Source organism: Glycomyces sambucus, from assembly GCF_900102815.1.
GTDB lineage: Bacteria > Actinomycetota > Actinomycetes > Mycobacteriales > Micromonosporaceae > Glycomyces > Glycomyces sambucus.
Window position 1 is genome coordinate 1 of record NZ_FNGF01000001.1, and the last position, 22,381, is coordinate 22,381.

Consider the following 22,381-nt stretch of genomic DNA (forward strand, 5'->3'; position numbering starts at 1 on the left):
GGGGAGTTCGGTGCGGCGTGCTCGGCGGTCCCGGCCGACGGGGAGGGCTCCTTCACCGGCATGGCCGACGACCCGGTCGCCACCGCCGCGTCCAACAACCCGGTCCTGTCCACGCTCGTCACCGCGGTGGGCGAGGCCGACCTGGTCGACACGCTCAACACCGCCGAGGACATCACCGTCTTCGCGCCCACCAACGACGCCTTCGCCAAGATCCCCGAGGCCGACCTCAACGCCGTCCTCGCCGACCAGGAGACGCTCACCAGCATCCTCACCTACCACGTCGTGCCCGGCCAGCTCGCGCCCGACGCGCTCGCGGGCGAGCACACCACGCTTCAGGGCACGAGCCTGAGCGTCGAGGGTTCGGGCGAGGAGTTCACCGTCAACGGCGAGGCCGCCGTGGTCTGCGGCAACGTCCAGACCGCCAACGCGACCGTGTACATCATCGACACCGTCCTCATGCCCGCCTAGCACACTCGCACCGCACCAGGGGCGCCTCGGTTCCCGGCCGGTCTCGGCCGGGAACCGTTCCATCGGGCGTCCCGGTGCGGTGACCTACTCGCGCGCACTCGAGCAGACGGGCGGGGCTCCCGTGTCCGACACGGCACGGGAACGGCTTGACACGGCCGGCCCCGTCGAACGACTACACAATGCCATCGTCTGTGTCCGGGCCGGTGGGCCCGGACGCGAGCAGCGGCGGGAGAGCGCCGGCCAGAAGCCGTTCTGGCCGGCGCTCCTTCGTGTCCAGGTTCGGCACGGACGCGCGGCGATTCCCTCCGCACAGTGCTGTCCGAGCACGGTCGCCCCAAGGAGCCCGCGGGCCCTGAAGGATCGGTGGGCAGGCTCGCGTGAAGGAGCTCAAGTCGCCTCAGGGTGCGTCCGGGACGCCGATCGGGACGTGCGCGACCGCCGGTCGGGTCGGGGCGTTCGACCCGCCCGCCGGTTCCTGGGTGAGGGCAATGGCGGTGGCGTCGGCGAGGTCGTCGACGACGAGGGTCGCCGAAGTCTCGCCGGGGTGCATGATGCCCGCCGAGACCGGGCCGTCGGGCTCGAGCAGCCAGACCTGGTAGGCGCGGTCCTCACCGATCGCAGGAAGCTCCGCAACGGTGATGACGGCCTGGTCGAGTTCGATCGAGGCGGTGACGGTGACCGTGCCGCCGTTCGCGCCGGTCGCGGAGGCGACGGTGGCGTCCGGGGCGTCGATGACAGCGCTGACCTGGGCGTCGGGCCCGTCAGGAGTGAGCTGCGACCAGGTCAAGGCCGCACCGGCGAGGGTGATGGCGAGACCGAGTGCGGCCGCGGCCAGCGTCGAGACCACGCGCGGCGCCCGTGTGAGGCGCGCGCTCGCGACCGGGGGCACGGGGTCCGGTGCAGCGTCGCGGGGCGGAGGTGTGTCCTGCACGGTCCGCCGGGCCGCGGCGAGGACCCGTTTGCGCAGGCGCGGGGGCGGTTCGGTCGCGGCGGTGTCGGCGAGGCGGGCAACGGCTTCCAGCAGCGCGCCCGCCTCCTCGGCGCAGGAGGGGAAGTCGGCGAGGTGCGCCTCGACCAGGGCCCGCTCGCGGGCGTCGACCGCATCGACGGCCCAGGCGCCGATCAAGGAGTGCGCCTCGCTCATCGGGTCCCTCCGGCGGGCCCCGCCGGGCGCCCAGCGCGAGCAGCGGCCGGCTGCGAGTGCCCGCATGCCGCGGTCCGGTGTGCGGTCATCATCCCACCCCTTGTCGCTGAACGCCTGTACCCAGGATTCGAGACCGGGGCCCGCCCGGATGGGTGCGCCACCCGATCGGCTCGATCGCGATCCGGCACCCGTCCGCGGCCGCATCGGCTCCGAATCGGTTCGGACTGGACCGATCGATCACGGGGAGCGTTGATGTCCGAGCAGGGTGCCCACACCCATCGCAGGGAGAGCCGGCCGCAGTTGTCGGCGGTGTCGGGCATCGACCCCGACACCCCCGAGACCCTCCTGCACCGCACCGCCTTGGGCGATGAGGAGGCGTTCGCGATGCTGTACGACCGCTGCGCCCCGCGTGTGTACGGGCTGTGCCTGCGCATCGTCCGCGACCCCGCGCAGGCCGAGGAGGTCGCCCAGGAGGCCCTGGTCGAGGTGTGGCGCAACGCGACCCGCTTCGACGAATGCCGCGGCTCGGCCAGAGCCTGGATCACCACCATCGCCCACCGCAAAGCCGTCGACCGGGTCCGGTCGGCCCAGGCCGCCGGCGACCGCGAGCGCCGCGTCGCCACCGCGTCGGTGGAGATCGAGTACGACCAGGTCGCCGAGGCCGCCGAAGGCCGCCTTGAGCACCGCCAGGTCCGGCGCTGTCTGAAGACGCTCACCGAGCTGCAGCGGCAGGCCGTCACGCTCGCCTACTACGGGGGCCACACCTACGGCCAGGTCGCGACGTTGCTCGACACCGCCGTGCCGACGGTGAAGTCCCGCATCAGAGACGGCCTGCTGAAACTGCGCGACTGCCTGGAGGTGGCCCGATGAGCACCGACGAGCACGCCCTCATCGGCGCCTGGGCCCTCGACGCCGTCGACGCCGCTGAGCGTGAGCGCATCGAGGACCACTTCGAATCGTGCGCCTCGTGCGCGCAGGAGGCCGAGGAGCTTCGTGAAGCCGCCGCGCGCTTGGCCGACGTGACCCTCGCCGACCCGCCGATGCGCCTGCGCGGCAGCGTCCTCACCGAGATCCGCCACACCCGCCAAGCAGCTCCCGCTTCCCGCGCCGCCGAGCCCGACCGGCGCTCCCGTCGCACGGCGCGCCGCAACGACGCTCTTTCCTCACCGCACCGCCGGGCGCGGCACGGCCGCTGGCGGCTGGCGTCGGGCGCGGCCGCACTCGCGGTCGCAGCCGCCTTCGCCGGCGTGATCGCGACCTGGTCGATCATGTCGGGCACGGCCCCCCACCGAGCCCGATCCGATCGCGGCCGTCCTGGCCGCTGCCGACGCCGAGGTCGCCTCCACCGACGCCCAGGGCGGCGGCACCGTCACCGTCATCGCCTCGGCCGAACGCGATCAAGCGGTGGTCGTGGTCGCGGGCCTGCCCGACACCGGCAGACCGCGCGTACCAGGTGTGGACGGTCGAGGGCACGACACCGGTCTCAGCAGGCGTGATGAACCCAGGCGACTCCTCGGTGACCATGCTCATCGAGGACACGAGCGGCATCGAGGTCATCGCCGTGACCGAAGAACCCGCAGGCGGCTCCCAGACTCCGACGCTGCCCATGGTCGCCGACATCGCCCTCGACGCCTGACACCGCGGCACCGGTGGTGGGCGCCCCGCGCAGCCGGTGACCCGCCACCGCGCCTGCACAGCTGCGCGGGCCGAAGCCGCGTCGCCCGTGCTCCGCGGCGCTGCGCGGGGCCTTGCCAGGTCGGTCGAGCGTGCGGCGATCCTGTCGAGGCCGGTCAGGCTGCGATACCGCCAGTTGGCCGGTCCCAGGCGCGGTGTGCGGCGATCGCGTCGGCGAAGGCGTCGAGGAACGCGTCCGGCAGTTCGCCGCCGTCTGCGGCGGTGGTGACGACGCCGTGGTCCTCGACCGGCTCGGTCCCCTGTGCGACCTCGGCGTCGATGCGCGCGGTCTCCAGCAACTCGGCGCCGGTCCCGAAGGCCGCCAGCGCCTTCCCGTGCTTGTACGCCTCGGCTACGAAGTGGACCGCGCGCCCGTCGCGGCCGAGCGCGGCCACGCTGTCGGCACCTCCGGGGACGGCGACGGCGTCGTACAGGACCGAGGCCATCGTGGGCAGGGCGCGGTCGACCTCGACGTCCTCGCCGGACGAGGACCTGACGGCCCCGTCGACGAGTCCGACGACCTCGGCCACCGCGCCGCGGCGGCGCAGGTCGGCGACGAGGCTGGTCAGCCCGGCGCCGTCGACGCCGTCGGCGGCGAGCACCGCGATCTTGCGGGTGGCGACGGTGCGCACGGGCGCGGTCAGCTGCGACAGGGCCGGTGAGGTGCGGCCGTGGTTGTCGGCGCCCTGGTCCGGCGCGGGTACGCCGACGCCTTCGGCGACGCGCTGTGCGAGTCCGAGGTCGATCCAGCGGAGCTGGTCGACCACGCGGGCGCGGATGTCCTTGTCGGTCACTTTGCCGAGCTCGAAGCGGAACGCGGCGACGATGTGCTCGGCCTCGACCTCGCTCATGGAGTTCCAGAACAGGGTCGCCTGACTGTAGAAGTCCTTGAACGACTCCGAGCGCTCCCTGATCTTGGCGCCCTCCACTTTCTCGGTGTAGTGGCGGTAGGAGCCTTCGGCGCCGGGCGCCGGGTCGTTCCCGGAGATCGTGTTCTTGTTGTAGGAGGTTCCGGAGGTGTGGACGCGGTGCTGGCCGTAGCCGTCGCGCTGGTCGTTGTGGACCTCGGCGACGGGCCGGTTCACCGGCAGGTGCGCGAAGTTCGGGCCGCCGAGGCGGATGAGCTGGGTGTCGAGGTAGGAGAAGTTGCGGGCCTGGAGCAGCGGGTCGTTGGTGAAGTCGATGCCGGGCACCACGTTCGCGGTGTGGAAGGCGATCTGCTCGGTCTCGGCGAAGAAGTTGTCGGGGTTGCGGTTCAGGACCAGCTTCCCGACCGGGCGCACGGGCACCTGCTCCTCGGGGATGAGCTTGGTGGCGTCCAGGAGGTCGAAGTCGAACGCGAACTCGTCCTCCTCGGGCACCAGCTGCACGCCCAGCTCCCATTCGGCATGGTCGCCGGCCTCGATCGCGTCCCACAGGTCGCGCCGGTTGAAGTCGGGGTCGGCGCCGGAGACCTTCTGGGCCTCGTCCCAGACCAGGGAGTGCGTGCCGAGCGCGGGGGTCCAGTGGAACTTCACGAAGGTGCCGCGGCCGTTCGCGTCGACCAGCCGGAAGGTGTGGACGCCGAAGCCCTGCATCATCCGGTACGAGCGCGGCAGTGCCCGGTCAGACATGAGCCACATGATCGCGTGCAGCGTCTCGGGCTGGAGGGACACGAAGTCCCACAGGGTGTCGTGGGCGGAGGCGGCCTGCGGGATCTCGTTCCGCGGCTCGGGTTTGACCGCGTGCACGAAGTCGGGGAACTTGGCCCCGTCCTGGATGAAGAAGACCGGGAAGTTGTTGCCGACCAGGTCGTAGTTGCCCGCGCGGGTGTAGAACTTCACGGCGAATCCGCGCACGTCGCGGGGTGTGTCGGCCGAGCCGCGCGAGCCGGCCACGGTGGAGAAGCGCACGAACACCGGCGTGGTCTCGGCCGGGTCGGTCAAGAACGACGCGGTCGTGAACTCGGCGAGCCAGTCGTCGTAGGGCTGGAAGACGCCGTAGGCGCCGGCGCCGCGGGCGTGGACGACGCGTTCGGGGATGCGCTCGTGGTCGAAGTGGGTGATCTTCTCCCTGACGTGGAAGTCCTCCATCAGGGTCGGGCCGCGCCCGCCCGCCTTCAGCGAGTCGTCGGTGTGGTGGACGCGGACCCCCTGCTGCGTCGTCAGCGCCTCGCCGCCGTCGGCGATGCGGTCCTGGTCGAGTTGGAGGTCTTTGCGGTCGCGTGCGGACTCGTCGGTCATTGCGGTTCCCCTTCACGTGGTCTCGCGCAGCACCCTACCCACCGAAATCACTATCAAACGGTGAATGCTGCTCAAGAACGGTATTTCAGTCAGGGTCGCGCTACGCCCGGCGAATGAACGGCGGTGCCGCGGGTATTCGGCCGTGCCGGGCGAGGCCCCGGCGCGAACGGCAGCGAGCGATCAGAGCGTGAGGGGACGCGATGAAGGCAGTGGTGTGGCACGGGGTCGGGGACATCCGGCTCGACGAGGTGCCCGATCCGAAGATCCAGGAGCCGACCGACGCGATCGTGCGGATCACCCGCAGCGCGATCTGCGGCACCGACCTGCACATGGTGCGCGGGACGCTCCCCGGCATGGTCGAGGGCACGATCCTGGGCCACGAGGCGGTCGGCGTCGTCGAGGAGGTCGGCGCCGCCGTCCGCGGCCTGCGGCCCGGCGACCGGGTCGTCATCCCCTCGACCGTGGGCTGCGGCACCTGCTCGTACTGCCGCGCCGGCTACTACGCCCAGTGCGACACCGCGAACCCGAACGGGCCAGCCGCGGGCACGTGCTTCTTCGGCGGCCCCGAGTCGACCGGGCCGGTCGACGGCCTCCAGGCCGAGTACGCGCGCGTGCCGTACGCGATGACCGGCCTGGTCCCCATCCCCGACGCCGTCACCGACGACCAGGCGATCCTGCTCTCGGACATCTTCCCCACCGCCTGGTTCGGCGCGAAGCTCGCCGAGGTGAGCCGCGGCGACACCGTCCTGGTGCTCGGCGCCGGAGTCGTGGGCCAGTTCGCGATCGCCTCGGCGAAACGGCAGGGCGCCGGGCGGATCCTCGTCGTGGACGGCATCGGCTCCCGCCTGGACAAGGCGCGCGAGCAGCACGCCGAGACGATCGACTTCAACGCCGAGGACCCCGTCGCGGCCGTCAAGGATCTGACCGGCGGCATCGGCGTCGACCGGGTCATCGAGGCCGTGGGCGTCGACGCCCAGCGGCCTGAGGCCGGGCCTGCCGCGGCGCAGGCCGCCGAGAAGGCAGAGCAGTTCGCGCAGGAGGTCCGCGCCGCCGCCCCAAGCGCCGAACCCGACGGGGACCTGTGGGTGCCGGGGGACGCACCGAGTCTCGCCCTCCAGTGGGCCGTCGAATCGGTCGCCAAGGCCGGGAGCATCGGCGTCATCGGCGTCTACCCGGCCGGGTTCAGCAGCTTCCCGATCGGCGACGCGATGAACAAGAACCTCACGGTCAAGATGGGGAACTGCAACCACCGCAGGTACATCCCCGACCTCCTCGACCTGGTCCACACCGGAACGGTCGACCCGACCGCGTTCATCACGCGGCACGAGCCGCCCACGAGCGCGATCGCCGCCTACGAGTCCTTCGACCGCCGCGAGGACGGCTGGCTCAAGACCGTCCTCGACGTCGCCGAGGGGTGAACTCCGGTTCGCGCGGTTCTTGCAGGCTCTGCTTGCCGCCTCGGCCGGTGGGGAGGTCGGCGACGCGGGCGCCGGCTCGGAGCAGCGCCGCGGCACGAGCGGCGATGTCGCCGAGTCGGCTGATCGCGAATCCTTGACGCCGGCTCCGCTGCGCGCTTCGCACGTCAGGTCGGTGTCAGCGCCGTGTCAGCGGGCCGGACCACTCTTGCGGCATGAGCAACCACACCACCACCACCGACACCACCCGCCCCGAGCTCCAGCAGGTCCTGCAGGACATGGTCGACGCCGGCATCACCGGCGTGCAGCTGCGCGTCAGCGACGAGCACGGCGACTGGTACGGCACGGCCGGCACCGGCGAGCTCGACGGCACCGAGCCGCCCGCGCCCGGCGCGCACTTCCGCATCGGCAGCAACACCAAGACGTTCACTGCCGTCGCGGTCCTGGCGCTCGTCGCCGAAGGCCGGATCGGGCTCGACGAACCCGTCGCGACCCACCTCCCGGCCTTCGGCTTCGACGAGCGCATCACGGTGCGCATGATCCTGCAGCACACCAGCGGCGTCTTCAACTTCACCGGCGAGTACTTCGAGGACGGCACCTTCAAGCCCGGCATCACCTGCCAGGGGCAGGCGTGGGTCGAGGCCCGCTTCGACGACCACACCCCCGAATCCCTCGTCGAACTCGCCCTCGCCAACGAGCCCCGCTTCGCCCCCGGCGAGGACTGGAGCTACTCCAACACCAACTACGTGATCGCCCGGCTCGTCGTCGAGGCCGTCACCGGCCGCACCCTCGCCGAGGAGATCGAACGCACCGTCCTGGCGCCCCTGGGCCTGAAGGACACCGTGGTCCCGGGCTACTCCCCCGAGATCCCCTCGCCGCACCTGCACGCCTACTACCGGTACGAGGAGGACGGCCAGGAGCAGATCGTGGACGTCTCCCGCCAGAACCCGTCCTGGATCGCCACCGGCGGCGACATGATCTCCACGAGCGCCGACCTCCAGACGTTCATCACCGGCCTGGTCGGCGGCAAGCTCCTGCCCGCCGACCTCACCGCCGAGATGTTCACTCCCGAGGCCAAGGTCGGGTACGGCCTGGGCGTGTTCGTCCAGGACACCGAGTACGGCAAGGTCATCACCCACAACGGCGGCATCACCGGCAACGCCGGGCTCATGTACTGCTCCGCCGACGGCACCCGGTCCTTCACCGCCGCGCTCAACTACGTCGACGACGCCGCCATGACCGCCAGCACCGCCTTCCAAGCGGGCCTGGCCGCGCTCCTCGGCGCCGTCTTCGCCAAGCCCTCGGCCTGAAAGCCGCGTCGCTTGAGCGCCTGACCGGCGAGCACGGCAGCGCCCGCAGTCCCGATATGGAGGCTGCGGGCGCACTTCTGCTTCTGCGCTCGGGGCCGAATGCCCTGGTGCGAGGTCAGTGGGAGCGGCGCAAGGCCGTGAAGCGGTCGCCGACGAGGTTCACGCGCTCTCGTCGTCTTCGAGCCCGACGGCCCGGCGCAGCTGCTTGCGGCAGTCATCCAGGTCGTGGGAGTCCGGGTCCTCCTTGGCGGTGTGCTGCATGAGATCGGCCAAGCCGTCGGCGAGCGCGTTGAGCTTGTGCTGCACGGCCGCATCGTTTCGCGACTCGGTGTTCTGCAGCAGCGCCACCATGAGGAACGTGATGATCGTGGTCGTCGTGTTGATGATCAGCTGCCACAGCTCCATCGGCAGCCAGATGATCGACGGCGCCCAGATCAGTACCAGTAGCAGGCAGAACAGGAAGAACGGCGCGCGAGCGGCGAGCTCGGACGCCTTGGTCGCGAACTTGTCGAACGGACTGGTGCGGCGCGAGATGTCCTCCGGCATCGTCGCCGCGTCGCCCTTGTGCTTCTTCTCGGTCATGGTGCCCAGATCCCCCGCCGCTCAGGTGCGAACAACCGGTTCGCTCCAACGTATCGCTGTCAGTGATGGGTACCCGGTTGCGGCAGCGCGTATCCGCACGGGCATTGCCGCACCGCGCTCCGTGCGGCGATCAGGCGCGCCGGGAACGGCTTGGCGGCCCTATTTCGTTGCGGTGAGCATGCGTTCGCGCAGTTCGTCCAGGGTCTGCTTGAGCAGGCGGGAGACGTGCATCTGCGACAGGCCGACCGCCTCGCCGATCTGCGCCTGGGTCTGCTCCTCGAAGAACCGCAGCGCCAGAATCCGCTGCTCCCGCTCGGGCAGCTGCTGCAGGAGCGGCGCCAGGGCCTCGATGTCGTCGACCAGACCCAGCGCCAGATCCTCAGCGCCCAGCGTCTCGGCGAGCACCCCCGCCCCGGTGCCGGTGTGCGCGGGCTCGTCCAACGACACCGAACGGAACGCCTGGCGCGCTTCGAGCCCTTCGGCGACCTCCGCCTCGGACACGTCCAGATACTCGGCCAGTTCCGCCCCGGTCGCGGGGTGGCCGAGGGTCTGGGCGAGGTCGGCGGTGGCGTTGTTGATCGCGATCCGCAACTCCTGCAACCGGCGCGGGACGCGCATCGGCCAGGCGGTGTCGCGGAAATGGCGCCGCACCTCACCCATGATGGTCGGCACGGCGTAGGCCAGGAACTCCTTGCCGAAGGCCGGATCGAAGCGGTCGACGGCATGGATCAGGCCGACCGTGGCGACCTGGATGAGGTCGTCGGTCGCGATCCCCTTGCGCGAGTATCGGTACGCGATGTGCTCGGCCAGCGGCAGATGGCCGCAGATGAGCCGGTCGCGGACCGTCTGCCGGTCCGGATCGGACTCGGGCATCGCGGCCAACCGCTCGAAGAGCGGACGGAACTCGCCGTACTCGTCGCGAGCGCGGGCCGGTCGATGGACGGATTGCTCGGTACGTGCGTCGTGCTCGGGTGCCATGGCAGGCCACCGCCTCGCGGTCCTCTGGCGCGTCAGACCGGTACGAGACCGGTCTCGGATCGACCAGGTGAGCGTGCGCCCGGGCTGGGACCGGCAGACCGTGCCCCCCTCTGCGGTGAGCGTGCGCCCCGGGCGGTTTGAGGACCGCCGTCTCCGGCATCGGCGTGGGCCACTCGGACCGTTCTCTTCCTGCTCCGGGTCCTTCACCTCAAGGAAGACCCTGCACATCGAACGAGCGGCTCCATCGATACCCCCACCGTAACCCCGATCCCCGCAGAAGTCGCCCTGGTGACCGTTCCGGGCTTTTCCAAACTCAGACACCATGCCAGATCCGACCCAGAGCGTCCTTGCACTACTGCGCTGGGTGCGAATCGGAGAACGGTTGCGGACCCTCACGCCGGGTACCTGGGACGAGACACGGCGGCCGGACTCGGCCACTGAACTTGCCGAAAGCCTGGAATCGGAGGACGCGACGAGGATGAAGGCCCACACAGCACTCGACCGAGCGGGCATTGAGCAGGTCCGAGCCGCGGTCGCACCCGTGCGGTCGCGCGGCCCGTTGAGCGACGCCCTCTGCTCGATCCTGTCGCGGCCGGGCCCGAGGCCGGTTCCTTCGCAGTCGATCGGGCATCTGCCCGAGGCGGCGAGGGAAGCGCTGGCGTCGAGCGGAAGTGTGATCGAGGACGAGGACCTCCAGTTGTCGCTGTTCCTGCTGTACGGATCGGCTTACGGGTCGCTGCGGTGGATCGACGCCTCATGGGAGTGGCACCCGGACCTGATCGCCACCCGCGGGCTGCTGGAGCAGGCGTTCGAGGCGCACATGCGATCAGCGGTCAGCGTCGCGGACCCACCGCGGGCATCGCGCGAAGCGGTCGCGGCCTGGCTGTTCACCGCGACCGCCCCCGGCCCGGGACCGAGCCTGGCGCGGTTCGTCGCCAAGCGGGCGTCACTCGAACAGGCGCGGGAGTTCCTGATCCAGCGCAGCATCTACACCCTCCGCGAGGCCGACCCGCACTCGTGGGCGATCCCGCGGCTGACCGGCCGGTCGAAGGCCGCGCTGGTCGAGATCCAGTCGGACGAGTACGGCGGCGGCGATCCGGCGCGGGTGCACGCGGCCATCTTCGCGCGGACGATGCGCGGCGCCGGACTCGACGACCGCTACGGCGCCTACGTGGACGACGTCCCCGCCCTCACGCTCGCCTCGCAGAACATGATGTCGATGTTCGGCCTCAACCGGCGGCTGCGGGGCGCGATCGTCGGACACCTCGCGGCGTTCGAGATGACCTCCTCGCTGCCGAACCGGCTCTATGGCGACGGGTTCCGCAGGCTCGGCTTCGGCCCCGAGGTCACCGCCTACTTCGACGAGCACGTCGAAGCCGACGCCGTCCACGAGCAGATAGCGGCCCGCGACCTCGCCGGCGCCCTCGCCGAGGACGAGCCCGCCCTCCTCGACGACATCCTCTTCGGTGCCCTCGCCTGCCTGCGCATGGACGCATGGGTCGGCGACCGCTTCCTCGACGCCTGGCAGAACGGCCGGACCACCCTCAGGCGGGCCCGCACACGGGGAGGCGAATGATGCGCGACGACGACCCCGTGACCTTCACCGCGTGCCCGGACGGTCCGCTCATCGTCCGCGGGCCCGCGACGTTCATCGACGAGGACGGCAACCCGATCGACCAGCCCCGGCGCGCGGTCGCGCTCTGCCGCTGCGGCGGATCAGCGATCAAGCCCTGGTGCGACGGCACCCACAAGGTCACCGGGTTCACCACCGGTCAGAGCGATCGCGATTGACCCGACGGGTACGGCTCGCCCTCGGCCGGTTCGGGGCGCCGGAAGGTCCAGGAACGCCGTGATCCATCGAGTCGCCATGCGCGTCAGACCGATTCGTCGCGGAGCGGGGTGGTCGCCGGTCCTTGGAGGACGGTGCCGTCGGTGTCGAAGCGGGAGCCGTGGCACGGGCACTCCCAGGTGCGCTCGGCATCGTTGAAACCGACGACGCACCCCATGTGGGTGCAGGTGGCCGACCGGGTGTGGAGGTCGCCGTCGTCGTCGCGGTAGACCGCGCGCAGGCGCCCCTCGACGCGGATCACCGCGCCCTGCCCGGGTTCGAGCTCGTCGGGCGAGTGCGCGGGCGCGTGGCCGATGCGGTCGCCGACGAGGTGCTTGACGGCGGTCTTGGAGTTCGCGGCGATCGGGCCGGCCTCCTTGACCGGATGGAACCGCGCGGGGTCGAACAGGGCCGCCCACGGTGGCGGCGCGTCCGTGACGAGACCGGTGATCAGCCGTGCGGCGACGACGCCGTTGGTCATGCCCCAGCCGCCGAACCCGCAGGCCACGTACAGACCGTCGCCTCCGGGCATCCGCCCGATGTAGGGGACGCGGTCGGGCGTCGTGTTGTCCTGGGCGGCCCACCGGTACGCGATGTCCCTGGTGCCGAAGCGGTTCGCGGTCCAGGCGGCGAGCTTCCCCAGTTGCCTTCCGGCGCCGGGGTCGCCGGGGGTGAAGGCGGCGCCGGTGACGAGCAGCAGCCGCTCCCCCGCGCCGTAAGGGGCGGTGCGGACCGAGCGGGTGTCCTGCTCGGTCGTGACGTACATGCCGCCCGGGTCGGCCCCCGCGGGGATCGGCGCGGCCACCACGAACTCGCGCTTCGGCGTCAGGCGCGGGAAGAGGCGGACGCGGTTCACGATCGGGAAGTGCGTGGCGATCACGGCCTCGCGGCATAGGACGGCGGCGCCGGACTCGACGGTGAGCCGCTGGCGGTCGCCTTCGGACTCGACGTCCACGACACGGGAGTGCTCGAAGATCCGCCCGCCACGGGCGATGAAGTCCGCGGCCAGCGCGAGCAGGTAGCGGCGCGGGTGGAACTGCGCCTGGTACTCGACGCGGACGGCACCGGCCACGTCGAACGGCAGCCCGGTGTCGGTGGTGAAGGACGCCTCGAGTCCGGCCTCACGGGCGGCCTCGGCCTCCGCCTTGAGCCCTGCCACGGCCTCATCGGACTGGGCGTAGGCGAATGCGGGGCGCATCTCGAAGTCGCAGTCGGCGCCGAGTTCGTCGGCCGTGGCGGCGACACGCGCGATCGCCTCGGACTGCGCCGTGGCGTAGTCGCGGGCCGCGTCGATACCGAAGGCGTCCTTCAGATGCGCGTAGATCGACCCGTGCTGGGCGGTGAGCTTCGCGGTGGTGTTGCCGGTGACGCCCTCGGCGATCCGAACGGCCTCCACCAGTACCACCGACAGGCCCGCGACCGCGAGCTCACGGGCCGCGGACAGGCCCGCGATCCCGCCGCCGACGACGGCCACGTCGGCCTCGGCGTCGGATCGCAAGCGCGGGTACTCCGGGCCAGGCGCCGTGGCCGTCCAATAGGAGGCGAGATCGTGACGGGTTGCGTTCATGGCCACCGAGTACCCGGCCCGGCCCTCCGCACTCACTGGCCGCGTGCTTCCAACGGGCGCAGGCCGCGGGCCGGAAGGGCGCCGAGGAGGGCGAGGCGCTCCTCGCCGGGCGCTTGACCGGCGTACACGGCAGCGCCCGCAGTCCCGGTGTGGAGGCTGCGGGCGCTCCTCGCTCACCCGGAGGTCTCGGTCGTGTCGTGGGACTCGCCCACGGGCTTGGACTCGGGTGAGCCGCGCTGGCGCAGGTAGACGCTGATGACGGCGATCGAGCCGATCGCCAGGAACTCGGACTGCCAGTTCTGGAGGGTGCGGTTCCAGAAGTCGGCGCTGCCGACGTAGCCGAGCCACGTGAGCGGGTCTTGGAGCTGGGCGAGCCGTTCGGCATTGTTGGCGCTGCGGCCGGCGATCGACTGCGCGAGCCAGGACAGGCCGAACAGGACGCCCATGACGGCGCCGAGGGATCGCGAGAACACGGCGGTGCGCCAGCCGCCCGCCCGCGCCCAGGCGGGCGAGTCCGCGGTGGCGAACCGCCCGACCTTCTGCTCCCGATCGGGCTCGGTTCCGGTCTCCTCGACCCGCTTCGACTCGGGTGAGCCGCGCTGCACGAGCCAGACCGTGGCGAACACGTACAGGAAGAATTGGAGGTACTCCGACTGCCAGTTCTCGGCGACGTCCACGGCGAAGTCGCTCGACGTCACGTACTGCACCAAGGTCACCTGCGCACCGGCGTCGGCGAGCTGCCGGTCGTTGTAGGCCGCCTGCCCGGCGAACGCCTGACCGATCAGGGCGGCGAGGAACAGCAGCCCGAAGCCGATGCTCAGGCCGTTGTCGCGCAGTGCTCGCTTCATTCCTCTCCTCACAGCCGCAGCAGACCGACGACGATGAGGTAGGCGAGCCCGATGAGCGTGAACGCCAGGTACGCGGTGAACATCGTGCGCTTCACGCGCCCACCTCGCACTCGTAGGGCCGCTCGCCCTGCGGGCGGCATCCGGCGGCCACGACCTTCCAGCCGTCCTCGAATTCGGCGAGGAACAGGACGTCGTCGCGAGTGCGCACCTGCGCCCTGTCGCTCCACACGTCCACCGCGCTCGGGGCCGCGTCGGGCAGGCCGAGCGCGCCGATCGCCTCCTCGCAGGGCGCGCCTTCCGACGCGGCCAGGCCCTGGGCGGTCTCGGTCGCGAGCGCCGCGCAGGCGGCCGCGCCGTCGCCCTCCCGCAGCGCCGACACGAACGCCTCCGCAGCGGCCGCGGCGGCGTCCCCGCGCTGCCCTGCACCGCACCCGGCGACCGCTCCACCGCAGACCGCCAGCGCGCAGGCCAAACCGCCCCATCGACGCATCACCGCTTCATCCTCGCTTCCCAGGTCTCCTCCGGCATGGCGAACGCACCGAAAACGTCACTTCCGGGGCGGGTAAGGGTCGTGCTTGAGGACGCGGGCGAGGTGGGCGGCGTTGGCCGCGAGCGCCTTGTTCGTTGCGGCGACGGCCTCGGGGATCTCGTCGAGGTCGTTGTAGTCCTTGGGCTTCATCGCCTCGGAGTTCCAGTAGGTGCAGCCCTGGGCCGGGACGGTGAAGCCGATGTCGTCGAGCGCCTGGAAGCAGTCGGCGACGATCTTGTGCGCGCCGTCCTCGTTGCCGACCACGGCCACCGCGGCGACCTTCCCGTACATCGACGGCCGGCCCTCGTCGTCGGTCTCGGAGAGCTCGGCGTCGAGGCGTTCGAGCACTCGCTGCGCGATGCTGGAGGGGTGGCCGAGCCAGGTCGGGGTGGACAGCAGCAGGATGTCCGCCTCCAAGACCCGTGCGCGGATTGCCGGCCACTGGTCGCCGTCGCCCATGTCCGTCTCGACGCCGGGCCGGACGTCGAAGTCGACGACCCGGATCGAGTCGCCGCCGACGCCGTGGCCGCGCAGCTCGCCGAGGACCTGGCTTGCGATCAGGTCACTGCTGGACGGCGCGGGCGAGGGCTTGAGCGTGCAGGTGAGCGCGAGCGCCTTCAATTCGTGATGCATGGGCATGCGTTACCCGGAAATGCCGGCATCATTCGGACAGGACTCGATGCCGGACTGCGAGCGGATGGGTGAAGCGGGGCCCGCCGGGGTACGAGCCGACCATGGTGCGGTTTTCGGTGCGCGGCGGCTTGGAGCGGGATCTGCGCGGGGCGTGGGGTTTCGCGCGCGACGTCCCCCGCCGCGGATCGTGGGCCCAGGAGACGGCGGTCCAGGCGCTGAAGGCCGGGATCGCGGCCGTGCTCGCCTGGTTCCTCGCCGCGCACGTCCTGCACCTCCCCCAGCCCTACCTGGCACCGTGGGTCGCGCTGTGCATGGTGCGCCCGACGGTGCACTGGTCGGTGCTGACCGGGCTGCGCCAGGTCGCCGCCGTGGTCCTCGGCGTCCTCATCGCGGTCGCCGCGGTCGCCCTCATGCCCGGCAAGGAGCTCGCGCTCGCTGTAGCGGTGCCTGTGGCCTTTCTCGCGAGCACCTGGCCGCGCCTGGACGACCAGGGTCTCAACGTGCCCTTCACCGCACTGTTCATGGTCGCGCTCGACACCGTGGAGGGACCGTTCGTGCTGTACCGCCTCACCGAGACCGTCCTGGGCGCAGGGGTCGGGATGGGCGTCAACCTGCTGCTGGCGCCCCCGTTCCGGGTCCTGACCGTCGCGGCCCGCGCGCGCCGCAACGCAAGGGACGCGGCTGCACTGCTGCGCGACCTCGCCGCACGGCTTCGCGAGACCGAAGCCGGCGCCGTGGACTGGTCGGCGCGAGCGCGACGGTTGGAAGACGACGTCGCCGCGACCGGGGAGGCGCTCCAGCACGCTCGCGACGGCCTGCGGCTCAATCCGCGCAAGGGCGAAGCCCGCGTGCAGGATTCGGTGTCCGACGACGCGGAGGCGCTGGATCTCGTCCGGCGGATCGCCCGTGCCACGCGCGCCCTCGCCGACCTCGTCGAGGACACCCGCAGCGACCGGATGCCGGACCTCTCGCTCGACCCCGGATTCCGGCCCGCGTGCGCTGACGTGCTCGACGCCGCGGCCGACGCCACCGAGCGGCGCATCACCGCGCTGCTCTCGCGCGAGGACGACCCGGGCGATGACGGCACCGACCTGACCGCGGCGCTGGACGTGCTGGAGCGCCGGGCCGACCCCGACTGCGACGACCGCCCCGAGACCGAGACGCAGGGCGCCCTGCTGATGGCCATGCGCCGACTCGTCCTCGCGATCACCCGCTGAGCCCGCGTACCAGCCCCTATCCGGGCATGGTCTCGCCGCCGAGCGGGGCGAGCACTTCGCCGCTGTAGAACGAGGACAGGCGGTTCGACGCGAAGAACACGTACGAGGGCGCGATCTCGTCGGGATCGGCGGCCCGGCCCATCGGCGTGTGCTCGCCGAACTTCGCCACGTGCTCCTCGGGGAGCGTGGAGGGGATGAGCGGCGTCCACACCGGTCCGGGCGCGACGCAGTTGACGCGGATGCCGCGCTCGGCGAGCGCCTGCGCCATCGAGTAGGTCCAGGCGATGACCGCGCCCTTGGTCGCGGAGTAGTCGATGAGGGTCTTGTTGCCGCGCAGGCCGTTCACCGACGCGGTGTTGACGATCGAGTCGCCGTCGCCCAGGTGCGCGAGCGCCGCCGCGGTCACCCGGAAGTAGCTGGTCACGTTCACCTCGAAGGTCCGCAGCCACTGCGCGTCGGTGATCTCCTCGGGCCGCTCGACCGGGGTCTGGGTCGCGATGTTGTTGACCAGCAGGTCGATGCCGCCCAGCGCTTCGACCGTCCCGTCGACGGCCTTCTGGCACTGCTCGGCCGACCCGAGGTCGCCCGGGAGCAGCGCGCACTTGCGGTCCTCGGCCTCGACCAGCTCGGCCGTGCGCCGGGCGTCGTCGTCCTCGGAGAGGTACGCGATCGCCACGTCGGCGCCCTCCTTCGCGAACGCGACCGCGACGGCCCGCCCGATACCGGAGTCCCCGCCGGTGATGAGCGCCTTGCGGCCCGCGAGGAGGCCGCTGCCCTCGTAGCCCTCCATCGCGTCGCGCGGCCGCGGCCGCATCTCGTCGGTCCGTCCGGGCGGCTCCTGCCGCTGCTCGGGCTTGCCCATCGCACCGTCCCCCTCCGTCGCCTGCGGCCCCTCGCGGGGCCTTGTGGCCGGCGGGTACCCGCGCCTGGTGGGCGTACTCATTGCGGGACGGGGCGCCTCCGCCGGAGGCGCCCTGTTGCCGGTGCTCGGCGGACCCGGTCGTAAACCACGGCGATGGCGCCGAGTTCGCAGCGCTTCTGGCTCACCAGTCTCCATTGGCTCGCCGGGAAGGGCCGGTCGAACAGGCGCCCGGGCGGCGCGGCCTCAGGCGGTCCGGTCGGCGGTGTGGGCGAGGACGGCGGCGACGACCTCGTCCCAGACCCGCGGCGGGGCGATCTCGTGGCCGGTCCGCTCCATCGGGAGCAGGCGGGCGCCGGGGATCGCATCGGCCAGCGCCTCGCCGTGGCCGAAGGGGAACATGGGGTCCTCGGTCCCGTGGAGCACCAGGGTCGGTGCACTGATGTGAGGCAGCCGGTCGCGCCAGGGCTCGCCGGCGTCCAGCAGGAACGGGTTGGTCATCTGCGCGGCGAGGTCGGCGGCGCGGTCGAAGGTGAGCGCGGCCGACTCGCGGACCGCGGCCTCGTCGAACGGGGCGGTCCGGGCGGCGTAGGGGCGCTCGCCTTCGACGATGGCGTCGACGGCGGCGGCGCGGTCCGACCAGTCCACCGGTGCGGGCTCCGCTTCGAACAGCGCCTGGATCTCGGGGGCCGGGGCCGGCAGGTCCGGGTGGTGGTGGCCGGGGCCGCCCGGGGTGCCGGAGGCGAGGGTGAGGGTCGCGACGCGCTGCGGGTGATCGAGTGCCAGGAGCTGCCCGACGGCCGCGCCCTGGGACATGCCGACGACGTGCACGGCCGCGAGTCCGAGTGCGTCGATGAGGCCGGCAGCGTCGTCGACCAGGTCGCGGAGGGTGTAGGCGGGGGCGCCGGCCTCGCTCGTGGTGGAGCGTCCGGTGTCGCGGCCGTCGTAGCGGATGACGAACCGCGGGCCGTCGGCGAGGCGCCGGCACAGCGCCTCGGGCCAGTTGACCATGGAGTGGGCGGCGCCGTGGATGAGCAGGACGGCCGGGTCGCCGGGCTCGCCGAACGTCTCGGTGCACAGTTCGACGCCGTTGGCGGTGAGGAGCTTCTCGTCGGAGGACATGGCTGCGGACCCTTCTCGAAATCTTCGTTACGTGTAACGAAGATGACCGTATCCCGATGTTGGTTACATGTCAACAACGGGCCTATGCTCGGAGGATGACCGACACCGACCGGCCGCGCCGAGCCTCGGTCGCCTGGGCGCGCTATCGCCGGATGCGCCAGATCCTCGACGCCGCGGTCGCCCGCGACCTCGAGCGCGAATGCGACCTCTCCCTGCCCGAGTACGAGGTGCTCGCGGCGATGGAGTCCACCGAGGACCAGTGCATCCGGGTGAGCGCCCTGGCCGACCGGATGGGGTGGGCGCACAGTCGGCTGTCGCGCCAGCTCGGCCGGATGCAGCGGCGCGGCCTCATCGGCCGCGAGCCCTGCGACCTGGACGGCCGGGGCGACGACGTGGTCTTCACCGACGCCGGCACGAGCCTCCTGCGCACGGCCGCCGTGGCGCACCGCGACGCCGTCGAACGCCACTTCACCGACGCGCTGACCGAACGCCAGCTCGACGAGCTCACCGCCATCGCCGAGTCGATCGACGACCACCGCGCCTCCGGTGCCGAGACCCGCCCGCGCACAGAACCGGACACGCCGAGCGCCTGAGCCCCGCATCCGACGCTCCTCCGACCCTGGCCGGTCACGGTACGACCGATATTTTGACGTGATTTTGAGTTCACTGCGAGTTCACTTGAACCTGCCGAAACTTAACTACTGGTGTTCCCAAGCGTGAAGGAGCACCATGAGTCAAGCCGACGGACCTGACGCCGGCCATCTGCGGCGCACCGCGAGTGCGCTGCACTCGTTCAACCGGTTCGAGATCAAGTACCTGCTCTCCTATGAGGACGTCCCGCGGCTGCGAGAGGCGCTGCGTGCGCGCATGGAGGCCGATCCCTACTCGGTCAAGGGCGGGTATCCCGTCTGCAGCCTCTACTACGATTCGCAATCCCTGCGCTACTACTGGGAGAAGATCGAAGGGCTCCACTTCCGGCGCAAACTGCGGATCCGCAACTACGGTGAACGCCACGAGCTGACCGACGAATCCCCGGTCTACGTGGAGATCAAGCAGCGCGTCAACCGGGTCACGCAGAAGCGGCGCGTCAAGGTGCCGTACCTGCTGGCCCGGCGCCTGTGCAACGACGGCGTCCTCATCGACCACCTCCCCGAGCAGCGGCCGTTCCTCGAAGAGGTCATGGGCCTGGTCGATCGACACGGCCTGCGTCCCACCGCGATCACCGCGTACAACCGAGAGGCGTACCTGGGCTCCGACGCGGACCTGGGGCTGCGGGTGACGATCGACCACCGGGTGCGCGGGCGCGACCGCGACTTCCACCTCGGCGCCGAGGTCGAGAACCGCCTCATCATCCCGCCGCAGAAGGCGGTCGTGGAGGTCAAGGCCAACGAGCGGGTCCCGTACTGGGTCACCGACACGGCCGCGCGCCTGGGCATGGAGGTCGTGCGGGTCTCCAAGTACTGCCAGAGCGTCGAGGCGCACGGCCTCGCCCCCCGCTCGGTGTTCCACGTCCCGGTCGAGGAGGACCACGACGTGCACTCCAAACCCGAGCACAACGCGGTCGCCGCACCCGTCCACTAGTCAGCGCCCCGGACCGCCCGCAGCCGGGCGGGACCGGTGGTCCTCCCCGGGGCCGGCGTGCCCCAGTCAACGGAAAGCGAAACGCTTCAATGGATTTCCTGAACACCCTCAACGACAGCACTGGCGAGTTCAGCTACCTGGACATCGCACTGTCGCTGTCGTTGTCGTTCGTGCTCAGCTGCGTCATCGGCATCGTGTACCGCAAGACGCACCGCAACGTCTCATACAGCCAGTCCTATGTGCAGACCATGATCGTCATGGGCGTCATCATCGCGATGATCATGCTCATCATCGGCTCGAACGTGGCCCGGGCCTTCGCGCTCGTAGGCGCCCTGTCGATCATCCGGTTCCGCAACGCGCTCAAGGAGACCCGCGACGTCGGGTACATCTTCCTGGTGATGGGCGTGGGCATGGCCTGCGGCACCAGGTTCTACACCCTCGCGGTCATCGCCACCGTCGTCATCTGCCTGGCGCTGCTGATCATGCACCGGTTCAACTGGTTCCACCACGCCGTGCAGCGCCAGGTCGTCAAGGCGCAGGTCCCGGCGCACGAGGACCTCTCCGGCGAGATCGACGACGTGCTCATCCGCCACACCGACGAGTACGAGCAGGTCAGCATCGAGACGATCAGGGGCGGTGCGCTGACGGAGATGACCTACACGGTCAAGCTCAAGAAGGGCACGAGCGCCGCCGACCTGCTCGCCTCCCTGCGCGAGGTCATCCAGGGCCAGCAGGTGACGGTGCTGACCGGCTACGACCAGACGGACCTGTAGCCGTGCGCGCCCAGGGCCGGAGACTCCGCCACCGCCTGCCGGTGAGCCTGCGCCACTACTGGCGGCTCATCGCCGGCTCAGTGGGACTGGTGCTCGCGCTCGCCCTCGTCATCGGCACGGTCCGGGTCTCGGCCCTGGCCTACTCCGACGACAACGAGGGCTTCACGGTGAACTGGGACGTCGAGGGCACCGTCGACCTCTTCGACACCTCGGCGGCCCATGAGATCTCGCTGGAGTATGACGAGGCCGACTACCAGGACATGGTGGCGACCTTCCAGGACTCGGGAGAGAAGGAGTGGATCAAGGCCGACATCACCATCGACGGCACCACCATCAGCGACGTCGGCATCCGCCTGAAGGGCAACTCCACACTCGCGAGCCTCGGCGGCGGCATCGACACCGGCGGCGCCGAAGGCGGGAGGGAGATGCCCGAGGGCATGGAAATGCCTGAAGGAATGGAGATGCCGGAGGGCATGGAGTTCCCCGGCGGGGGTGAGATGCCCGAAGGCGGCATGGAGTTCCCCGGCGGGGGTGGCGGCATGGGCGGGATGTCCTCGCTCAGCTTCGACGAGCCCGAGAACCTGCCGTGGCTGGTCGACTTCTCCAAGTTCATCGACGGCCAGGTCTACCAGGGCAACCAGCAGATCACCTTCCGGGTCGACTCCGGCATGGGCTCGTCGTCCCTGGCCGAGGCCACCGCGATCGGCATGGTGGGCGACAGCGGCGAGGCGAGCTACGACTACACGTACTCGACCATGTCGGTCAACGGCTCCGAGGCGGTCACCCGCCGGGTCGTCGACGCCATGGACACCACGTGGGCCACCGAGGAGTACGGGGCCGAGGCCGGGGTGCTCTACAAGGCGCGCGCCGGAGGCGACCTGTCCTACCAGGGCACCGACCCTGAGGACTACGAGGACGACTTCAAGCAGGTCAACATGGAGGGATCCGATGAGCTGCAGTACATCGTGGACTTCCTGCAATGGCTTGAGGACGCCGACGACGCGACCTTCACCACCGAGCTGGGCCAGTGGGTGGACGTGGACTCGTTCGCAAACTACACGGCTCTGCAGAACCTGATCACCAACGGCGACGACATGGCCGGGGCCGGCAGCAACTACTACCTCTGGTACGACTTCGACACGGGCCTGCTCAGCGTCATCACCTGGGACCTGGACCTGACGTTGAACAACGCGACCCTGGCGCCCGATGAGACCGCCTCGATCGGCGGTTTCGGCGGCGGCGGTGACGGCGAGGGAGGCGGATTCCCTGAGGGCATGGAGATGCCCGAAGGAATGGAGATGCCCGAAGGCATGGAGTTCCCCGGCGGCGGTGAGATGCCCGAGGGCATGGACGGCGGCGGGTTCGGCATGGGTTCGGGAGCCTCGGACTTCAAGTCGCGCTTCATCGAGTTGTTCGGCGACGAGTACATGTCCGCCTACCGCGACCTGTACGAGCGCTTGTACGCCTCCGGCGCCGCGATCGAAGCGCTCGAGACCGCGCAGCGGGCGGCCGAGCTCAACGGCGGCGACGTCGGGGAGGACGCCGAGGCGCTGCGGGCGGTCATTCAGGAGCGCACCGAGTTCCTGGAAGGGGAGCTCAGCGCCTCCGCCACGGGTGAATGACCGAAGGCC

Annotated in this window: 23 protein-coding genes; 13 read left to right on the forward strand and 10 right to left on the reverse strand. The window is 70.9% G+C overall.

Annotated elements, in window-relative coordinates; all coding sequences use genetic code 11:
* Nucleotides 1-468, forward strand: a 468-nt coding sequence (locus BLS99_RS00005; protein ID WP_143034619.1) for a fasciclin domain-containing protein, incomplete at its 5' end; no start/stop codon positions are given.
* Nucleotides 469-865: 397 nt separating this feature from the next.
* Here BLS99_RS00005 and BLS99_RS00010 read toward each other — a convergent pair.
* Nucleotides 866-1,612 (reverse strand): anti-sigma factor, encoded by a 747-nt coding sequence (locus tag BLS99_RS00010; RefSeq protein WP_176953136.1) that lies wholly within the window; start codon nucleotides 1,610-1,612, stop codon nucleotides 866-868.
* A gap of 252 nt (nucleotides 1,613-1,864) precedes the next feature.
* Between BLS99_RS00010 and sigK the strand changes: the two genes are divergently transcribed.
* The 3 genes from sigK to BLS99_RS25910 are packed head-to-tail and all read left to right on the forward strand — an operon-like array spanning nucleotide 1,865 to nucleotide 3,248.
* Nucleotides 1,865-2,482: an ECF RNA polymerase sigma factor SigK gene (gene sigK, locus BLS99_RS00015; RefSeq protein WP_091041428.1), complete on the forward strand. Its 618-nt coding sequence runs from the start codon at nucleotides 1,865-1,867 to the stop codon at nucleotides 2,480-2,482.
* Nucleotides 2,479-3,108: a zf-HC2 domain-containing protein gene (locus tag BLS99_RS25450; RefSeq protein ID WP_143034620.1), complete on the forward strand. Its 630-nt coding sequence runs from the start codon at nucleotides 2,479-2,481 to the stop codon at nucleotides 3,106-3,108. The genes sigK and BLS99_RS25450 overlap by 4 nt, the downstream gene beginning before the upstream one ends.
* Nucleotides 3,066-3,248 (forward strand): anti-sigma factor, encoded by a 183-nt coding sequence (locus BLS99_RS25910; RefSeq protein WP_425432600.1) that lies wholly within the window; start codon nucleotides 3,066-3,068, stop codon nucleotides 3,246-3,248. The genes BLS99_RS25450 and BLS99_RS25910 overlap by 43 nt, the downstream gene beginning before the upstream one ends.
* Nucleotides 3,249-3,402: 154 nt before the next feature.
* Here BLS99_RS25910 and BLS99_RS00025 read toward each other — a convergent pair whose 3' ends face one another.
* A complete protein-coding gene (locus BLS99_RS00025; protein ID WP_091041433.1) occupies nucleotides 3,403-5,508 on the reverse strand; it encodes a catalase in 2,106 nt (701 codons plus the stop codon).
* Between the two features lie 200 nt (nucleotides 5,509-5,708).
* On the opposite strand from BLS99_RS00025, the gene BLS99_RS00030 reads away from it, so the two are divergent.
* Together BLS99_RS00030 and BLS99_RS00035 are read left to right on the forward strand one after the other, a co-directional pair.
* Complete coding sequence (locus tag BLS99_RS00030; protein ID WP_091041436.1) at nucleotides 5,709-6,926, forward strand: zinc-dependent alcohol dehydrogenase; 1,218 nt, start codon at nucleotides 5,709-5,711, stop codon at nucleotides 6,924-6,926.
* 212 nt (nucleotides 6,927-7,138) lie between these two features.
* The gene (locus BLS99_RS00035) at nucleotides 7,139-8,233 is read left to right on the forward strand and encodes a serine hydrolase domain-containing protein (protein WP_091041438.1); all 1,095 of its coding nucleotides are present in this window, start codon (nucleotides 7,139-7,141) and stop codon (nucleotides 8,231-8,233) included.
* A 159-nt stretch (nucleotides 8,234-8,392) separates the two neighbouring features.
* Here BLS99_RS00035 and BLS99_RS00040 read toward each other — a convergent pair whose 3' ends face one another.
* The gene (locus BLS99_RS00040) at nucleotides 8,393-8,815 is read right to left on the reverse strand and encodes a low affinity iron permease family protein (protein WP_218126120.1); all 423 of its coding nucleotides are present in this window, start codon (nucleotides 8,813-8,815) and stop codon (nucleotides 8,393-8,395) included.
* 159 nt (nucleotides 8,816-8,974) lie between these two features.
* Nucleotides 8,975-9,793 (reverse strand): SigB/SigF/SigG family RNA polymerase sigma factor, encoded by an 819-nt coding sequence (locus BLS99_RS00045; protein WP_091041442.1) that lies wholly within the window; start codon nucleotides 9,791-9,793, stop codon nucleotides 8,975-8,977.
* 673 nt (nucleotides 9,794-10,466) lie between these two features.
* Between BLS99_RS00045 and BLS99_RS00050 the strand changes: the two genes are divergently transcribed.
* Nucleotides 10,467-11,369: an iron-containing redox enzyme family protein gene (locus tag BLS99_RS00050; protein ID WP_218126121.1), complete on the forward strand. Its 903-nt coding sequence runs from the start codon at nucleotides 10,467-10,469 to the stop codon at nucleotides 11,367-11,369.
* Entirely contained in the window at nucleotides 11,366-11,584 is a 219-nt protein-coding gene (locus tag BLS99_RS00055; RefSeq protein ID WP_091041447.1) for a CDGSH iron-sulfur domain-containing protein, read from the forward strand. The genes BLS99_RS00050 and BLS99_RS00055 overlap by 4 nt, the downstream gene beginning before the upstream one ends.
* 83 nt (nucleotides 11,585-11,667) lie before the next feature.
* Here the strand turns inward: BLS99_RS00055 and BLS99_RS00060 are convergent, their stop codons facing one another.
* The 4 genes from BLS99_RS00060 to BLS99_RS00075 form a co-directional block, all read right to left on the reverse strand.
* Complete coding sequence (locus BLS99_RS00060) at nucleotides 11,668-13,188, reverse strand: FAD-dependent oxidoreductase (RefSeq protein ID WP_091044606.1); 1,521 nt, start codon at nucleotides 13,186-13,188, stop codon at nucleotides 11,668-11,670.
* 173 nt (nucleotides 13,189-13,361) lie between these two features.
* Nucleotides 13,362-14,036 (reverse strand): DUF6766 family protein, encoded by a 675-nt coding sequence (locus BLS99_RS00065; RefSeq protein ID WP_091041450.1) that lies wholly within the window; start codon nucleotides 14,034-14,036, stop codon nucleotides 13,362-13,364.
* Nucleotides 14,037-14,127: 91 nt separating this feature from the next.
* A complete protein-coding gene (locus BLS99_RS00070) occupies nucleotides 14,128-14,526 on the reverse strand; it encodes a hypothetical protein (protein WP_091044609.1) in 399 nt (132 codons plus the stop codon).
* A 57-nt stretch (nucleotides 14,527-14,583) separates the two neighbouring features.
* A complete protein-coding gene (locus BLS99_RS00075) occupies nucleotides 14,584-15,198 on the reverse strand; it encodes a flavodoxin family protein (RefSeq protein ID WP_091044612.1) in 615 nt (204 codons plus the stop codon).
* A 101-nt stretch (nucleotides 15,199-15,299) separates the two neighbouring features.
* Between BLS99_RS00075 and BLS99_RS00080 the strand changes: the two genes are divergently transcribed.
* On the forward strand, nucleotides 15,300-16,415 hold the full coding sequence (locus BLS99_RS00080; RefSeq protein WP_091041453.1) for an FUSC family protein: 1,116 nt from the start codon (nucleotides 15,300-15,302) through the stop codon (nucleotides 16,413-16,415).
* A 16-nt stretch (nucleotides 16,416-16,431) separates the two neighbouring features.
* Here BLS99_RS00080 and BLS99_RS00085 read toward each other — a convergent pair whose 3' ends face one another.
* Nucleotides 16,432-17,277, reverse strand: a complete 846-nt coding sequence (locus tag BLS99_RS00085; RefSeq protein ID WP_091041457.1) for an SDR family oxidoreductase — start codon at nucleotides 17,275-17,277, stop codon at nucleotides 16,432-16,434.
* A gap of 243 nt (nucleotides 17,278-17,520) precedes the next feature.
* Nucleotides 17,521-18,396, reverse strand: coding sequence for an alpha/beta fold hydrolase (locus tag BLS99_RS00090; RefSeq protein WP_091041460.1), 876 nt, complete (start codon nucleotides 18,394-18,396; stop codon nucleotides 17,521-17,523).
* Nucleotides 18,397-18,491: 95 nt separating this feature from the next.
* On the opposite strand from BLS99_RS00090, the gene BLS99_RS00095 reads away from it, so the two are divergent.
* From BLS99_RS00095 to BLS99_RS00110, 4 genes are all read left to right on the forward strand, one after another.
* Nucleotides 18,492-18,989, forward strand: a complete 498-nt coding sequence (locus BLS99_RS00095) for a MarR family winged helix-turn-helix transcriptional regulator (RefSeq protein WP_176953138.1) — start codon at nucleotides 18,492-18,494, stop codon at nucleotides 18,987-18,989.
* Between the two features lie 136 nt (nucleotides 18,990-19,125).
* A complete protein-coding gene (locus BLS99_RS00100) occupies nucleotides 19,126-19,977 on the forward strand; it encodes a polyphosphate polymerase domain-containing protein (RefSeq protein WP_091041467.1) in 852 nt (283 codons plus the stop codon).
* 89 nt (nucleotides 19,978-20,066) lie between these two features.
* A complete protein-coding gene (locus BLS99_RS00105) occupies nucleotides 20,067-20,750 on the forward strand; it encodes a DUF4956 domain-containing protein (protein ID WP_091041470.1) in 684 nt (227 codons plus the stop codon).
* Nucleotides 20,751-20,752: 2 nt separating this feature from the next.
* Nucleotides 20,753-22,372 (forward strand): CotH kinase family protein, encoded by a 1,620-nt coding sequence (locus tag BLS99_RS00110; protein WP_091041474.1) that lies wholly within the window; start codon nucleotides 20,753-20,755, stop codon nucleotides 22,370-22,372.
* Nucleotides 22,373-22,381: the final 9 nt, after the last annotated feature.

Excerpts from the sequence above, each read along its gene's own strand:
- BLS99_RS00010 (WP_176953136.1), bottom strand. The coding sequence starts at position 1,612 with ATGAGCGAGGCGCACTCCTTGATCGGCGCCTGGGCCGTCGATGCGGTC.
- sigK (WP_091041428.1), top strand. The coding sequence starts at position 1,865 with ATGTCCGAGCAGGGTGCCCACACCCATCGCAGGGAGAGCCGGCCGCAG.
- BLS99_RS25450 (WP_143034620.1), top strand. The coding sequence starts at position 2,479 with ATGAGCACCGACGAGCACGCCCTCATCGGCGCCTGGGCCCTCGACGCC.
- BLS99_RS00025 (WP_091041433.1), bottom strand. The coding sequence starts at position 5,508 with ATGACCGACGAGTCCGCACGCGACCGCAAAGACCTCCAACTCGACCAG.
- BLS99_RS00030 (WP_091041436.1), top strand. The coding sequence starts at position 5,709 with ATGAAGGCAGTGGTGTGGCACGGGGTCGGGGACATCCGGCTCGACGAG.
- BLS99_RS00035 (WP_091041438.1), top strand. The coding sequence starts at position 7,139 with ATGAGCAACCACACCACCACCACCGACACCACCCGCCCCGAGCTCCAG.
- BLS99_RS00040 (WP_218126120.1), bottom strand. The coding sequence starts at position 8,815 with ATGACCGAGAAGAAGCACAAGGGCGACGCGGCGACGATGCCGGAGGAC.
- BLS99_RS00045 (WP_091041442.1), bottom strand. The coding sequence starts at position 9,793 with ATGGCACCCGAGCACGACGCACGTACCGAGCAATCCGTCCATCGACCG.
- BLS99_RS00055 (WP_091041447.1), top strand. The coding sequence starts at position 11,366 with ATGATGCGCGACGACGACCCCGTGACCTTCACCGCGTGCCCGGACGGT.
- BLS99_RS00060 (WP_091044606.1), bottom strand. The coding sequence starts at position 13,188 with ATGAACGCAACCCGTCACGATCTCGCCTCCTATTGGACGGCCACGGCG.
- BLS99_RS00065 (WP_091041450.1), bottom strand. The coding sequence starts at position 14,036 with ATGAAGCGAGCACTGCGCGACAACGGCCTGAGCATCGGCTTCGGGCTG.
- BLS99_RS00070 (WP_091044609.1), bottom strand. The coding sequence starts at position 14,526 with ATGCGTCGATGGGGCGGTTTGGCCTGCGCGCTGGCGGTCTGCGGTGGA.
- BLS99_RS00075 (WP_091044612.1), bottom strand. The coding sequence starts at position 15,198 with ATGCATCACGAATTGAAGGCGCTCGCGCTCACCTGCACGCTCAAGCCC.
- BLS99_RS00080 (WP_091041453.1), top strand. The coding sequence starts at position 15,300 with ATGGTGCGGTTTTCGGTGCGCGGCGGCTTGGAGCGGGATCTGCGCGGG.
- BLS99_RS00085 (WP_091041457.1), bottom strand. The coding sequence starts at position 17,277 with ATGGGCAAGCCCGAGCAGCGGCAGGAGCCGCCCGGACGGACCGACGAG.
- BLS99_RS00090 (WP_091041460.1), bottom strand. The coding sequence starts at position 18,396 with ATGTCCTCCGACGAGAAGCTCCTCACCGCCAACGGCGTCGAACTGTGC.
- BLS99_RS00095 (WP_176953138.1), top strand. The coding sequence starts at position 18,492 with ATGACCGACACCGACCGGCCGCGCCGAGCCTCGGTCGCCTGGGCGCGC.
- BLS99_RS00100 (WP_091041467.1), top strand. The coding sequence starts at position 19,126 with ATGAGTCAAGCCGACGGACCTGACGCCGGCCATCTGCGGCGCACCGCG.
- BLS99_RS00105 (WP_091041470.1), top strand. The coding sequence starts at position 20,067 with ATGGATTTCCTGAACACCCTCAACGACAGCACTGGCGAGTTCAGCTAC.